We start from the raw sequence: 13,204 nt of genomic DNA on the forward strand, positions 1-13,204 counted from the left end.
TCACTGAATGTGCATTTTTCCGTTCAGGCTGTGTAAAAACCGGCGCATGATAACACCTTTTATAAAGACGCGTAAGACGAAGCATAACGCGTAAATTGCCGTTATTTACGTAATAGAGAGGAGAGTTAAGTCGCGTTTGGGCTGAAGAATATAGCCGTTTTTTTACACGACTATTTTACTCACAGCTGGATCGATGAAAGGATAAAAAACAGGGTTTGGGGCAGAAAAGGCGGCCCTGATTAACAAAAGCTATTGATGGCGCTCTGTTTTGCCCGTTGCTGACTCAGTCTGGCCTTTTCTGCCCGCGTTGATTATTGCGTAATGTTCTACTGCTTAGGTTATGGATGCGATGGATTAACCTGCCAGCCGCCGCCTAACGCGCGATAAAGATCAATTTGCGCCAACAACAGGTTGTTTTTAACCGTGACTAAATTGAGCTGTGTACTGAACAACGTGCGCTGAGCGTCAAGTTCATCCAGATAAGAGGCGTAGCCATTCTGATAACGATTGCTGGCAATGCGCAGCGCTTCGGCAACATATTTCTCCTGCTTTTGCAGCTCTTCTTGCTGTGCTTCACCCTGGCGAATGGCATCCATTGCATCATTCACTTCTGAGAACGCGTTGCGAACCACTTTTTCATAGCTGTACAGCGCCTGGTTGCGCGTCGCCATTGAGACATCAACCTGCGCGGTTAACGCTTCACGGTTCAGAAGCGGCGCCAGCACGCTGCCGCCAATGCTCCAGAGACGGAACGGATTGTCTACCAGCTGATGCAATATTGAACTCTGCATAGTGCCTGTTGCCGTCAGATTGAGATTGGGCAGCAGATCCGCTTTTGATGATTCGAGGCTTGCATCGGCAGCCAGTAACTGGCGCTGCGCCTGAACAATATCAGGCCGGCGATTCATCAGCTGTGAGGGCAACAAATTGGGCATCTGCTGTGGTGAAATCTGCGTAAACTCAGGACGACGCGCAATCTCACGCGGATTCATGCCGACCAAAATACTGAGTGCATTCTCCTGCTGTCCGATTTGATGCTGTAACTGCGGCACTTGCGCTTTGGCAGATTGATATTCTGATGCGGCCTGCATCCATTCAAGCCGCGAGGTATAGCCTGTTTCGTACTGGCGCTGCGCCAGTTTCAGCGAATTGCCACGCGTTTCCAGCGTCGCTTCGGTCACGCGCAGCTGTTCATCCAGTGCGCACAGCGTGAGATAACCCGAAGCCACCGAGCTGGCGAGGGTTAATTCAGCCGCAGAGGCGGCGGCACGCTGTGCCTCCAGTGAAGCCTGTGACGCGGCGATGGAACTGCTGCGTGCGCCCCACAAATCGACATCGTAATTGGCTTGTAATAATCCCTGAAACACGGCTGTTTCATAGGGCTGTCCGGTAACGGATGAGAGCGTACGTTCACGCGTTGCCGCGACGCCCGCGCTGAGCGTGGGAAAGTTATCGCCCTGCGCCGCGCGCAGTTGGGCACGATATTGATCGACGCGCGATCGGGCAATCAAAATATCGGGATTATTGCGCAGCGATTGCGTCACCAGCCGATTGAGATTTTCATCCCCAAAAGCGCGCCACCACTCTGCTTCTACGGTCGATGATGGGCCAACCTGTTCACGCCACGCCGTCGGAATGGGCAATGATGACGGCGCTTTTTCAACCTGAGTGGCACACCCTGCTAATGTCATCGCCAACATGCTGGCCAGCACGCTACGACGCATCATGGCGTCGCCTCATCTTTTACTGGCGCATCAGTATCAATACTGACTTCCACTGACATACCGGGACGCAACTGCTCAATATCTGTTGAATCAATGCGAATCCGCACCGGGATACGCTGGGCAATTTTCACAAAGTTGCCGGTGGCATTATCAGGTGAAATGGCGCTGAATTCTGAACCCGCTGCCGGTGAAATGTACTCAACGCGGCCATCAAAGTGTTTGCCGTCGAGGGCATCCACGCGAATATTTACCGGCAAACCAGGCCGAATGCGTGCCAGCTGCGTCTCCTTCATATTGGCGATGATCCATTTAATATTCGGCACCACCGAAGTCAGACGTGTACCCGCGGTAACGTATGCGCCTTTGCGCACCGAAAGCTGACCAAGCTGACCATGATCTGGCGCGATAATGCGGGTGTTAGCCAGATCGATATCCGCCAGTTCCAGTGCGGCTTGCGCGCTGGCGACATCGCCTTCCAGCGAGGCGCGATTTACAATCACCGTTTGCAGATTCTGTTGCGCTACCGCTACTTGCGCATCAGCCTGGCGCACCTGCGCCTGCGCTTGTGCATTAGCGGCTCGTGCGGCATCACGCTCTCGCACTGAAAGCGAACCATCCGCCGTCAGGTTTTCAACGCGTTTGAGATCAAAGCCGCTTTTCAGTGCTTGCGCTTTGGCATTTTCCAGCGCGGCTTTATTGCTCTGAATCGTCGCTTCTGCACTTCGACGTTGTTGTTGGTTATTTTTCAGTGCGGCCTGCTTCATTGCCAGCTGCGCCTGAGCCTGATGCACGCGCTGACGATAAATTCGGTCATCAATCGTCATCAGCAACTGGCCCTTTTTCACCGGTTGGAGATCGATAACATCAACACTGGTGAGATAACCGCTGACCTGTGGACTGATAAAGGTGACTTGCCCGCGCACATAGGCATTTTCGGTGCTTTGCACGGAACTGGTAAAGGGCCACAGTTGCCAGGCGTAAAGGATCACCAGCACACCCAGCACCACAATGCCGCCTCCGGCGGCGATAGAAAGAATACGGCGACGATTCGCGCGTTCGCGTTCTGCAGCCTGAAGTTCATCCTGCTGACTCATTGTTGCTCCGTTCGTTCTTGTAAGGCGGCAAGTTGCTGCTCACGCCGGTTATATTTTGCTTGTCGCCAGTCCAGAAAACGGCGTCGGGTTAAGCGCCACAGCACCCACATCAAGGTAGTCAATGCCAGCGCAGCAGTTAATAAATAGGTGTCATTATAGGCCAGTACATTTGATTGTAGCGTCGCCACCGTTTGCAGTTGGCTGGTGCTCTGCGCACCGCGCAAAACGCTGTCACCGACCAGGTTGTTGTAGAGCGCATTATATTGATTAAGGCGTTCAGTCACGTTGGGATCGAGCAGCGATAATTTGTCGGCCAGTAGACTGGAGTGGTATTTCTCACGCCAAACCTGAAAGGTGCCGAGGATCGCCGAGCCAATCAAACCGCCAAGGTTTTGACTCATGCCGAACAGCACAACAAAGCTGACCAGGTTTTTGGGTTGCGTCACCACGCTGCCCATACCAATCAGCAACGCTGGTGCAAGGAAAAAGGCGCTGCCGAAACCCAACAGGAATTGACTGAAATACATATTATTACCGCGCGTCAGCGGGCTGGATTGAGCATCCATTAGCGAGGCGATAATCATCACCACCAGCGAAGTGACAATCGGCCAGTTGAGATGGGTTGGTTTGATGGTCAGCGCGCTGGCGACAATGCCAACAATGACGCCAGAGATAATCGCCAGCGCCAGGCCACGCATCTGATCGTTAAGCAAACCGATTTGCTGTAAAAAGCCGATCGCGCCAGTGTTCTGCTCCGCCAGGACGATACGCATCATGATCATCACGATACCGAGACGTATCATCATGCCGCTACTAATCCAACGGGTATTAATTAATGGATTGCGCCGATTATGCTCAATGACAAAGGCCGCCACGATCAGCGTGAGCGCAATGGCGGTGCAAATACCCAGCCACGGCGTGGTAAACCACCATTCAATACGGCCTAAAGAGAGCACGCCACACAGCAGCGCCATGCCCGGTGCCAGCAGAATAAAGGTGACAAAATCCATTTTTTCAAAGGCTTTGATACGGTCGCCGGGCGGCAGCTTTACCACCAGCACGCAACCCAGCGCAATCAGCGCCAGCCCCAGTTCGAACAGATAAAGCCCACGCCATTCGTCCAGTTGCAAAAGCTCGCTGGAAAAGAGTCGGGCCAGTGGAATCGCTAACTGCGATGCAGTTAATCCAATCACCAGCGCCTTCAGGCGGTGTTTCGCTGGCCACGCCTGAATTTGATAATAGATACCCAGCGAACTCAGCGCGGCACCGACCATGCCATGGGCGGTACGCACAATGATCGCTGAAGCGAGATCGTTGGCAAACAGGTGAAAAAAGGCCACCAGGACATAAAGCACCAAAAATGCTTCAGTAAAGACGCGCAGCCCGAATTGCTGACGGAATTTAACCAGCAGCAGGTTGATGGAGATATTCCCCATCACATAGACCGCGGGTAACCAGGCAATTTCGTTAGAATAGGCGCCGAAGGTGCCTTGAAGGTTGGTGAGGTTGGCGGTAACTAGCGCATTGCTCAGCGCGCCAGTCAGAGAAATCAGCAGGCCAATCAGGCCAAAAGCGATACGTTTAGGTGTTGAATGCAGCGGTGTTGACGGCGAGCCCGGCAGCATCGGTTTTTCATGCGGCAGCCATTCACGTGCGGCATAGGGATTACGCCGGGCCATGATTACATGGTTCCCAGGCGCGCCAACAGCTGCTCTAACACGCGTTCCGTCACGGCTAACTCTTGCGGATCAATATCCGCTAACAACGCGGCACGCAGCGGATCGGCCTGGTCTTTGACCTTCGCGAAAGCGTGATTGCCTTTTTCGGTTAACACCAGATGACGTTTGCGGCGATCTTCCGGTGGCTGAACGCGTGACAGCAACTCTTGCTTCACCAGACGATCAACCAGCGGCACCATGCTGGCGTCTTCCAGTCCTAACAGTTGGGCTAACTCAGTTTGCGTCAGGCGACCCGGCTCACTGGCAATAATACCAATCGCCATCCAGCTACTCATGCTTAAACCGCTGTCTTTCAGATGACGATCAACAGCCAGGCGCCACGCGTGAGCGGTGAGATAAAGTAAACGAGTGAAAGTCTGATTGTGCTGCGTCAAAAATTAGCACCCTAATGGTTAGACATCTAATTAAGTAATATCGTTATTATACGCAAAGCCAAACGGTAATGAAAAGAGTCGCTTCTGTTAAAAATGGGTGATCCACGGCACAATGTCCAGGTGTCGCCACTGTGAAGAGGATTGATATGAAACAGGCAAGGCAAAATTGGGTTGATTTGCGCCACGATCCTATTAGCGGCATTGAAACAATACGCGCGCATTTCACGGGCCATGCTTATGATCCGCACTGGCATGATAGCTATCTCATTGGCGTTACCGAGCAAGGCGTTCAGCAGTTTCATTCACGTCGGAAACAGCATCAAAGCCGACCCGGTACAGTATTTATGTTGGAGCCTGAGGAGTTGCATGATGGCGATGCCATTAATGCCCAGGGCTTTACCTATCGCATGTTGTATCTTTCTCAGCAGCAGGTTGAGCAGCAATTGTCTCCGTTAATTGAACAGGGAACGCAACAGCGTGAACTCAGTTTTGCCGCTACGCTGCGGGACGATCAACAACTTGCCTATGCGGTATGGCACGCTTTTGAAGCGCTGTGGCATAACCATCCAGAAATAATCAAAGATGCCGCGCTGGATCGCCTGTTTGTCCAGCTTAGTCAGCATCCGTTGTGGCATCATCGAAACGAAATCATCAACAAGGATGCGGTGCTGGCACAGCAAGCGCGTGAATGGTTGATTGCGCATCACGCTGAAAACCCCGGTTTGCAGACTATGGCGCAGGCGCTAAATATTGATCGTTTTCGTCTTTCGCGCCTTTTTCAGGCGCATTGGGGATTGCCGCCACACGCCTGGCTGGTGCAATGGCGACTCTGTCAGGCGCGCCAACAACTGGCAAAAGGTCAGCCCCCGGTCGATGTCGCAGCCGCGCTGGGTTTTGCCGATCAAAGCCATTTGGGACGCTGGTTTAAACGCGCCTGTCATCTCACCCCTTCCCGTTATCAACTGGCTTGCACAAATCTTCCAGACCTTGCTTAAGCGCCTTGTCACAATGCGCTTTTACGTAAGGAGAAAAAGATGCAAGAACCCCGTTGTGTCATGATTTTGAATGCGGATCTACCGCCAGGAAAAGCCACCAATGCCGCAGCAGTTATGGCCTTAACGCTGGGACAGCGCCATCCAACAATGGTCGGTGAAGCCCTGGAAGATGCCAATGCGCGTCGCTATCCTGGTTTAATTCCGGTCGGCATTCCGGTACTGGCTGCCAGCATCGAGCAGTTAAACAGTTTGCAAATGAAATGTGATGAGCTCAATTGTGATGTGGTGCTGTTTCCTGAAGAAGGCCAAACCACCACTGATTACCAAATGTTCAGTGATGCAATGCGTCTCATCCCCGGTGCAGAATGGCGTCTTTTAGGCTTAGCCATTGTGGGTGACAAGAAAGTGCTACGTAAATTAACTGCCAAACTGAATTTGTTTAGCTGAAAACGCTACTTACCGTTTAATAGCAGCATTTTTCAGTCCCTTTTTTGATAAATTATTCACCTGTACAGCTATTTTGTACAGGTTTTAACGAATTAAATTAAAATTAACTTTTTGATAAATAAGAAATAGCATTTTTTGATTAAGATCATCATTTTACAAATCCCACTTCCTTGTATAACTTTATCCCCCGTGAGTTGTCTACGACTCTGTAACGAATGATGCGCTTGCGTCGCCTCTGAAGGTGTCAGTGGATTTCCACCTTCAGAGGTTATTTTTTTGCAAATTACTGTGTGTTTGAATTATCGGGCTCCTACGCATCTGTCCATGCGCGGGTTTTTCCTCTTGTCCTGACATCTGAAGCGGAAGTTCAGGCTGTTTTGAAGGGCTGACACATGCAAAATGCTTTACCTCAAACCGATAAAGAAATTGCCGAATATTTCAACGCCGCAGCCAACAAACCGGCCAGCGAGATGGAAATTCTGGGTGCCGTGGTGGCTGAGATTTTGCAAGCTGGTGCCCCAATCAGCAACAAAGCCATTATTTCGAAGCTGATTCATCGTCTTGAGCTGGAATCAGATGTTGCATCGCTCGATATCTATCGTCAGCTGCTTGAATTAGTCGTGCATAAAACGCCTGACGATTTGTCGGTGTAATCGTGACTCCACGGATGGAGTCTATACGGCTTTCGCTGGAAACTTCCCGCCCTGCCCGGTAACATTACCGCCTCATGATTTACCCAACCTTTCTCGCCTCTCGCGCGAGAGCAAAATTAAAAAGAGCCTGCACAAACTTATGACTAAATCGAATGATGTCGCTACGCCACGCGTTGTGGAAAGCGATCTCAGTGTTGGGCGCGTATTACGTTCGCCTGCACTGCTCACGCGTGAATGCCTGGCTGGCACTATTACCGCTCTGGCGCTGATCCCGGAAGTGATCTCTTTCTCTGTGATTGCGGGCGTTGATCCCAAAGTCAGTTTGGTGGCTTCGGTGGTGCTCTGTTTGACGTTATCGATCCTGGGAGGGCGACCGGCGATGGTCACGGCTGCGGCCGGTTCGGTGGCGCTGGTGATTGGCCCAATGGTGCATGCGCACGGCGTGGAATACATTCTGCCGGCGGTGGTGATGGGTGGCATAATACAAATATTGTTTGGCCTTGCAGGGCTGTCGCGCATGATGCGCTATATTCCGCGTTCGGTGATGCTGGGGTTCGTAAATGCTTTGGGCGTGCTGATTTTCTTTGCACAGGTGCCGCATGTTTGGGGGCAATCGCCGTTGGTGTGGGTATTCTTTGCCGCCACGCTGGTTATTGTGTTGCTGTTGCCACGCGTATTAAAAAGCGTGCCGTCGCCGCTGGTGGCGATTGTGGTCGTGACCGCCGTTGCGCTGCTGATGGGTTATCGCGTGCCAAACGTCAGTGATGAAGGTCCAATGAGCGCTGGATTGCCAGATTTTAATCATTTAATGGTGTCGCTCAACCTGCAAACCTTACAAATTATCTGGCCGACTGCCCTGAGTATTGCCTTTGTGGGTTTAATGGAATCATTGCTGACGGCGAAGCTGGTGGATGACATCACCGATACACCATCAAGTAAGCGTCGCGAGTCTTGGGCATTGGGCGTAGCCAATATTTTTGCGGGTTTTTATGGCGGTATCGCCGGTTGCGCGATGATTGGCCAAACTATCGTTAACGTTGAACTGGGCAAAGCGCGTAGCCGTGTTTCAACCGTTGCCGCTGGTTTAGTGTTGTTGCTATTAGTCACTGGGTTGAGCCAAATTATGGCGCAAATACCGATGGTGGTGCTGGCGGCAATTATGATGGTGGTGGCGGTAAAAACGGTTAACTGGCATAGCCTGCAACCAGCGACCCTAAAACGGATGCCGTGGTCAGAAACATTGGTCATGGTGTTGACCGTTATCGTCACCGTCTGGACAGGTAACCTGGCGCTGGGCGTACTGGCGGGTGTGATTGTGGCAATCATGCTGTTCGCACGTCGTATTGCTCACGTTATTCACGCTCAGCGTAGCCTGAGTGAAGATGGCGAATCAGTACGCTATCTGGTGCGTGGCCCGCTGTTTTTTGCCAGCAGCAACGATCTGTTTGAGCACTTCGATTACGCCCACGATCCCAAAAACGTCACGATTGATTTAACTCACGCGCAAATATGGGACGCTTCAAGTGTGGCAGCATTAGACGCCATTGAATATCGCTATCAGCGTTATGGCACTCAGGTCACGATTGAAGGTTTGGATGATCGCAGTAACGATTTTCATCGTCGCCTGACGGGAAATCTGGGTTAATGACGCAGACCTGCTGCAAGGTTGCAGCAGGTCTGTATTAAGCTTGCTGCTTGCGTGCTTTGTAACGTGCGATCATGGTAGCCAATGCTTGATAAATCAGGCCTGCATATAAGCTCATCACAATCGCCATGCCAATTTCTTTGCCTTGCGCCTGCCATGACATAAACCACATGAACACGCCCCACAGCACCGAAAAAACCAACCAGCCCCGGACGAACTTCAAAATGCCATTCATAACGACTCCTTTAAGATGAGGCGCTACGATACCTTTGAGTGAGGAGGAACGCATGATTAACAGTGCAAAGTTGAGAGGCACCTCTAATATCCTGTAGTAAATCGACATACTTTTGCAGCAGCGCTTATTGCCCTGCCACCCAGGTTTTCCGATGAGGTTTTCTATACTTAATCGTCAAATCACTTAACAGGGAAAATCATATGAAGCGTACAGCATGCTTAATTGCCGCTTTAGGTCTTGCCGCCACACTTTCAGCTTGTGCACCACGCCATCACGGTGGAGATGCCCCGCCTCCCCCGCCAAGCGGACAGCAACCCACCGGCGCACCGGGCGGCAGTGGGCCGGTGGGTCAACCACAGTCCTGAATGAGCGGCTTTTAGCCAGCTCAATAGCAAAAAGCCAGTGTAAAGAAGCGATCCGTGCACTGGCATTGTTGTTCAGGAGATGAACTGTCAGCGATCAATGGCGGCTGGCACATCCGCACTTTGTCATTTCTCCCAGCACTTCTTTTCCCAGGTGCGAATGCCTGATCTGCAGTTCACCCTGTCGCCATGCACCCTGCTCATCTGCACGTTGTTCCAACAATCTGTTTAGCGCCTCAGTAACCAGTAAATCGACGCGCTGAGTCCAGGTGGTCAAATGCCAGGTTGATGAACGCGCTTCGTCAACATCGCCACAACCCACGATGGCAATATGTGTGCCTTGGCCAAAATCTCGTATTGCCTGCATCGCACCAAACGCCAGCAGATCATTTTCACAGTACAAAGCTTCAATGCGCTCGGCTGCTCGCGTCTTTTTCAGGTAAGTCATCATTGCCTGATACGCTTGTTCGCGCTCATAACCCTCTGCTATCAGTACCACTTTAAGCATTTTATCGGCTGCATTCAGGCTGGCAATATAGCCTTGCATCTGCTTTGAAGGGCTTGAGAGAGTGTTATGCGATTGCATAAAGCCCAAACGTTGATATTGCTGCTCAAGCAGCAAATTTCCGATGGCAAAGCCAGCTGCGTAATCATCCGGGCTGATACTCTCTGAAGGGGTTTGAGTGTGGCAAAGATAGATGGACGAGACGGCATGATGATCGAGAATCGCGGCATCATCAAAACGGTTGGACAAGTAAACCCATCCTTCTACCGGCAACTGCTCAGCCTTTTGACGCAGCGTTGCGTAGCAATCTTGTGCGTCGGCATTTAGCAGCAGCGTCAGGTAGCCGCGTGCATTCAATTGCCGGGTAATCTCATCAAGCATTGTTTGGGCATGTGGATTAGCAAGGCCCGCGCTGACTACGCCAATAAAACGGGCCTTGACTACTTTTCCCTGCGTCTCTTGTAGCGTGTTCTTCATGTTTAACTATTCGCTTGCGCTTCGACCTTATTAGATAAAGGAAAGCATAAAGTAAGAATGAAAATTTCAAAAGATATAGAAAAGGAATTTTTAGTGCATTTGTGAGCCAGCTAGCGGAAGTTGCGAATCTTTTATGATCGCGATTAACTGAGCCCTGGCTGCATGAATGATTATTTTTACTGTGTTTTTTCTGAATAGATACGGCTTACTAAGATTTGCGCTTAAGTGCAATCTGGTCACTGCTTTTAACGGCTTATAATTAATAATCTCGACATGCTGAACCCGGAGGAATGTCCGTCAATGAAACAGGATGATATTTTTCTGTCAGATATAACGCGTCTCGTCTTAGGTCAAAATCCCCCGATCTTTTTGATAGAAGTGATTATCCGCGCGCTCGTTTGCTTTGTTCTCATCATTATTACGCTCCGCCTGTTGGGACGTCGCGTTGCATCACAATATACGTTGATCGAACTTTCGGCGGTGATCACGCTGGCCGGTACCATGGGCGTACCGTTGCTGGATGACAAACGCGGGTTATTACCGCCAGTGTTGATTATTTGCGGTCTGCTCGCGATACAACACCTGTTTGGTCATCTCAGCCTCCGCTTTCGTAAGCTTGACCGTGTATTGGCAGGCACAGAGCGCGTGGCGTTAGATGATGGTCGCCTACGTCTGGAGACGCTTCGCGGTACAGTGTTATCACGTGAAAAGCTCTTCTCACTGTTGCGTGGCCGTGGCGTGCAGCATCTCGGCCAGCTTAGCCGGGTTTATATTGAACCTTCCGGTTCATTAACACTGGTGTGGAGCGACACACCACGACCCGGACTCGCGATCATTCCGCGTTACGACCAAGCCCTGATTACGGCTATGCAGGATGATAATCATTACGTGTGTGCTTCCTGCGGCAAATTGACTGAAAGTAAAGAAGAGCACAATCAGCCCTGTCGATGTTGTCATGGACAAGACTGGCTACCTGCTTCCGTTTCGCTGGAGGATTGAAAGTGAACAACGTCTTTCATAAATGGCTGATTGGTGAAGCGCCCTGGCGTTTTGCGGGTGAAGTACTGCTGCGTTTTGTCATTATCTATCTTATTTTATTGCTGGTACTGCGCTTGATGGGCCGCCGGTTCGCCGGTCAGTTGAGCATCGTTGATTTGGCAATTATGGTTATGCTGGGCGCGGCCATTGGCGCGCCGCTGCAAACGCCCGAAAAAGGCATTTTACCCACGGTGCTGTTACTGCTTACGCTGCTGGGCTGTTTTCGCCTGCTTTCATTGCTCTCTTTTTATTCCCACAAGATCGAAACCTTTACGCAGGGAGATGCCACGCTGCTGGTTATGGATGGTCGGCTGGCGCTGGAGCATCTGTATCACGCGGAGTTTTCCCGTGACAGAACGCTCTCAAAGCTGCGTTCATTGGGCGTTCAACATCTGGGTGAAGTGCGGCGTGCCTGGTTGGAACCTACAGGCCGCGTAAGTCTGTTACTTTACAAACAGCCACATGTCGGTCTTTGGCTTTTGCCCGATCAGAATGAGGATTTTAATAAGCGTATCAAGGTGGAAGGCAGTTTTGCTTGTGCCAATTGTGGATTTGTCATACAGAGTGACAGCGCACCCGAAACACCGTGCGACTATTGTCAGCATCGTAACTGGCAACCCGCCGTTAAGCGGCTTGGGACGGAGAAAATCTATAATCCGCACCAAAAAGAGCATGACACCGAGGCCAACGAATAAGCCTGTATGGGAAAGCGTTTGGCTCTCATTTCGACACAGCTTGTGTTCTGTCAGATGGTTCAAAAACATGAACCGGCTGGTAGGCGGTTTTGAGAAAACAAAAAAACCGCCCTTGGGCGGTTACGACATTACTGCATATTGCTTTGATTTTATTTGGTTTTCTTTACTTCAGAAAATGGTGCCCGGGGCGGGACTTGAACCCGCACAGCCATAAAGCCGAGGGATTTTAAATCCCTTGTGTCTACCGATTTCACCACCCGGGCAGGGTATATCTGGAGGCGCGTCCCGGAGTCGAACCGAGGTACACGGATTTGCAATCCGCTGCATAGCCACTCTGCCAACGCGCCTTAAACTGATGTGCTTTCAGGTTACCCTGAACTGCAAATTTGGAGCGGGAAACGAGACTCGAACTCGCGACCCCGACCTTGGCAAGGTCGTGCTCTACCAACTGAGCTATTCCCGCAAATCTCAGCAACTCCACAGAACTTGCTGATTTTCTTTATCTTCTGACAGACTGGCTGCCGTTCGATGCGATGCATTCTACTGACCTGACGCAATGAGTCAATAAAATTATCCTGACTCCGTGTCCGTTTGCTGCTTTTTAAATCGCATCGATCACCGTTCGAGCAAATCGCCGCGCGCTGCGCTCAAATATTGGAACATTGACCAAAAAGTTAGCACGGCTGCGATGTACAACGCGACCACACCAACACCCACAACCGTACTGTCAGGACGCCACAACAAGGCAAACAGTGAAAACATTTGTGCGGTGGTTTTGACTTTTCCGATCCAGGATACGGCCACGCTACTGCGCTTACCAATTTCTGCCATCCATTCACGTAACGCAGAAATAATGATTTCGCGTGCGATCATCGTGGCAGCAGGCAAGGTAATCCACCAGGCATGAAAATATTCAGCCACCAGCACCAACGCCATCGCGACCATCACCTTATCGGCTACCGGATCGAGAAAGGCACCGAAGCGCGTTGTCTGCTTCCAGCGACGGGCAAGAAAACCGTCAAACCAGTCAGTGACGGCAGCAATAATGAAAATCAAAGCGGTAGCAAACGGTGCCCAATAAAAAGGCAAATAGAAAGCCAGCACAAAGAATGGAATGAGGACGACTCGAAACAGGGTGAGACACGTCGGTATGTTAAATTGCATATGCCGGTAACTGTCTGGAATGGGTAGAATTTAACGTATGTTCCTACATTGCCCACC

14 protein-coding genes and 3 tRNA genes are annotated in these 13,204 nt (G+C 51.0%); 7 read left to right on the forward strand and 10 right to left on the reverse strand.

The genetic code is table 11. The features are described 5' to 3' along the window. Window positions 1-338 precede the first annotated feature (338 nt). From MUG06_RS07415 to MUG06_RS07430, 4 genes are read right to left on the reverse strand one after another with little or no spacing between them, the layout of a single operon-like run. Window positions 339-1,724, reverse strand: coding sequence for an efflux transporter outer membrane subunit (locus MUG06_RS07415; protein ID WP_243078513.1), 1,386 nt, complete (start codon window positions 1,722-1,724; stop codon window positions 339-341). Continuing rightward, on the reverse strand, window positions 1,724-2,818 hold the full coding sequence (locus tag MUG06_RS07420; protein ID WP_243078191.1) for an HlyD family secretion protein: 1,095 nt from the start codon (window positions 2,816-2,818) through the stop codon (window positions 1,724-1,726). The genes MUG06_RS07415 and MUG06_RS07420 overlap by 1 nt, the downstream gene beginning before the upstream one ends. Next, window positions 2,815-4,497, reverse strand: a complete 1,683-nt coding sequence (locus MUG06_RS07425; RefSeq protein ID WP_243078192.1) for an MFS transporter — start codon at window positions 4,495-4,497, stop codon at window positions 2,815-2,817. Before MUG06_RS07425 ends, MUG06_RS07420 begins: the two co-directional genes overlap by 4 nt. Window positions 4,498-4,499: 2 nt before the next feature. Then, window positions 4,500-4,931 (reverse strand): MarR family transcriptional regulator, encoded by a 432-nt coding sequence (locus MUG06_RS07430; protein WP_215847125.1) that lies wholly within the window; start codon window positions 4,929-4,931, stop codon window positions 4,500-4,502. Between the two features lie 146 nt (window positions 4,932-5,077). Between MUG06_RS07430 and MUG06_RS07435 the strand changes: the two genes are divergently transcribed. The 4 genes from MUG06_RS07435 (at window position 5,078) to MUG06_RS07450 (ending at window position 8,671) form a co-directional block, all read left to right on the forward strand. Further along, window positions 5,078-5,926 (forward strand): AraC family transcriptional regulator, encoded by an 849-nt coding sequence (locus MUG06_RS07435; protein ID WP_243078193.1) that lies wholly within the window; start codon window positions 5,078-5,080, stop codon window positions 5,924-5,926. 39 nt (window positions 5,927-5,965) lie between these two features. Then, the gene (locus tag MUG06_RS07440; protein WP_243078194.1) at window positions 5,966-6,373 is read left to right on the forward strand and encodes a DUF2000 domain-containing protein; all 408 of its coding nucleotides are present in this window, start codon (window positions 5,966-5,968) and stop codon (window positions 6,371-6,373) included. Between the two features lie 392 nt (window positions 6,374-6,765). Further along, complete coding sequence (locus tag MUG06_RS07445; protein WP_243078195.1) at window positions 6,766-7,026, forward strand: biofilm/acid-resistance regulator YmgB/AriR; 261 nt, start codon at window positions 6,766-6,768, stop codon at window positions 7,024-7,026. Between the two features lie 139 nt (window positions 7,027-7,165). Further along, entirely contained in the window at window positions 7,166-8,671 is a 1,506-nt protein-coding gene (locus tag MUG06_RS07450) for a SulP family inorganic anion transporter (protein WP_243078196.1), read from the forward strand. A gap of 37 nt (window positions 8,672-8,708) precedes the next feature. On the opposite strand, the gene MUG06_RS07455 is transcribed toward MUG06_RS07450, so the two are convergent. Further along, window positions 8,709-8,960, reverse strand: a complete 252-nt coding sequence (locus MUG06_RS07455; RefSeq protein WP_256449291.1) for a DUF6404 family protein — start codon at window positions 8,958-8,960, stop codon at window positions 8,709-8,711. Between the two features lie 146 nt (window positions 8,961-9,106). Between MUG06_RS07455 and MUG06_RS07460 the strand changes: the two genes are divergently transcribed. Next, window positions 9,107-9,271, forward strand: a complete 165-nt coding sequence (locus MUG06_RS07460) for a hypothetical protein (RefSeq protein WP_243078197.1) — start codon at window positions 9,107-9,109, stop codon at window positions 9,269-9,271. A 94-nt stretch (window positions 9,272-9,365) separates the two neighbouring features. Here MUG06_RS07460 and MUG06_RS07465 read toward each other — a convergent pair whose 3' ends face one another. Further along, a complete protein-coding gene (locus MUG06_RS07465; RefSeq protein WP_243078198.1) occupies window positions 9,366-10,250 on the reverse strand; it encodes a substrate-binding domain-containing protein in 885 nt (294 codons plus the stop codon). Window positions 10,251-10,550: 300 nt separating this feature from the next. Here MUG06_RS07465 and MUG06_RS07470 point away from each other — a divergent pair, with 300 nt between their 5' ends. Both MUG06_RS07470 and MUG06_RS07475 read left to right on the forward strand, forming a co-directional pair. Next, window positions 10,551-11,249 carry a YetF domain-containing protein gene (locus MUG06_RS07470; protein WP_243078199.1) on the forward strand — a complete coding sequence of 233 codons (699 nt, stop codon included), beginning with the start codon at window positions 10,551-10,553 and terminating at the stop codon, window positions 11,247-11,249. Between the two features lie 2 nt (window positions 11,250-11,251). Beyond that, complete coding sequence (locus MUG06_RS07475) at window positions 11,252-11,983, forward strand: YetF domain-containing protein (RefSeq protein WP_215847132.1); 732 nt, start codon at window positions 11,252-11,254, stop codon at window positions 11,981-11,983. A 176-nt stretch (window positions 11,984-12,159) separates the two neighbouring features. Here MUG06_RS07475 and MUG06_RS07480 read toward each other — a convergent pair. The 4 genes from MUG06_RS07480 to pgsA all read right to left on the reverse strand — a co-directional run bounded on the left by MUG06_RS07480 (window position 12,160) and on the right by pgsA (window position 13,147). After that, window positions 12,160-12,246, reverse strand: a tRNA-Leu gene (locus MUG06_RS07480). A gap of 10 nt (window positions 12,247-12,256) precedes the next feature. After that, window positions 12,257-12,330: transfer RNA gene (locus tag MUG06_RS07485), tRNA-Cys, on the reverse strand. A 40-nt stretch (window positions 12,331-12,370) separates the two neighbouring features. Beyond that, window positions 12,371-12,446: transfer RNA gene (locus MUG06_RS07490), tRNA-Gly, on the reverse strand. A 152-nt stretch (window positions 12,447-12,598) separates the two neighbouring features. Beyond that, window positions 12,599-13,147 (reverse strand): CDP-diacylglycerol--glycerol-3-phosphate 3-phosphatidyltransferase, encoded by a 549-nt coding sequence (gene pgsA / locus MUG06_RS07495; RefSeq protein ID WP_243078200.1) that lies wholly within the window; start codon window positions 13,145-13,147, stop codon window positions 12,599-12,601. Window positions 13,148-13,204 lie beyond the last annotated feature (57 nt).

The organism is Pantoea sp. MQR6 (assembly GCF_022761075.1).
Lineage (GTDB): Bacteria > Pseudomonadota > Gammaproteobacteria > Enterobacterales > Enterobacteriaceae > Pantoea > Pantoea phytostimulans.

What these genes read in the sequence shown, in the direction of transcription:
- MUG06_RS07465 (WP_243078198.1), bottom strand. Translation starts at nt 10,250, where the DNA reads ATGAAGAACACGCTACAAGAGACGCAGGGAAAAGTAGTCAAGGCCCGT.
- MUG06_RS07415 (WP_243078513.1), bottom strand. Translation starts at nt 1,724, where the DNA reads ATGCGTCGTAGCGTGCTGGCCAGCATGTTGGCGATGACATTAGCAGGG.
- MUG06_RS07455 (WP_256449291.1), bottom strand. Translation starts at nt 8,960, where the DNA reads ATGCGTTCCTCCTCACTCAAAGGTATCGTAGCGCCTCATCTTAAAGGA.
- MUG06_RS07440 (WP_243078194.1), top strand. Translation starts at nt 5,966, where the DNA reads ATGCAAGAACCCCGTTGTGTCATGATTTTGAATGCGGATCTACCGCCA.
- MUG06_RS07470 (WP_243078199.1), top strand. Translation starts at nt 10,551, where the DNA reads ATGAAACAGGATGATATTTTTCTGTCAGATATAACGCGTCTCGTCTTA.
- pgsA (WP_243078200.1), bottom strand. Translation starts at nt 13,147, where the DNA reads ATGCAATTTAACATACCGACGTGTCTCACCCTGTTTCGAGTCGTCCTC.
- MUG06_RS07445 (WP_243078195.1), top strand. Translation starts at nt 6,766, where the DNA reads ATGCAAAATGCTTTACCTCAAACCGATAAAGAAATTGCCGAATATTTC.
- MUG06_RS07460 (WP_243078197.1), top strand. Translation starts at nt 9,107, where the DNA reads ATGAAGCGTACAGCATGCTTAATTGCCGCTTTAGGTCTTGCCGCCACA.
- MUG06_RS07420 (WP_243078191.1), bottom strand. Translation starts at nt 2,818, where the DNA reads ATGAGTCAGCAGGATGAACTTCAGGCTGCAGAACGCGAACGCGCGAAT.
- MUG06_RS07425 (WP_243078192.1), bottom strand. Translation starts at nt 4,497, where the DNA reads ATGGCCCGGCGTAATCCCTATGCCGCACGTGAATGGCTGCCGCATGAA.
- MUG06_RS07435 (WP_243078193.1), top strand. Translation starts at nt 5,078, where the DNA reads ATGAAACAGGCAAGGCAAAATTGGGTTGATTTGCGCCACGATCCTATT.
- MUG06_RS07450 (WP_243078196.1), top strand. Translation starts at nt 7,166, where the DNA reads ATGACTAAATCGAATGATGTCGCTACGCCACGCGTTGTGGAAAGCGAT.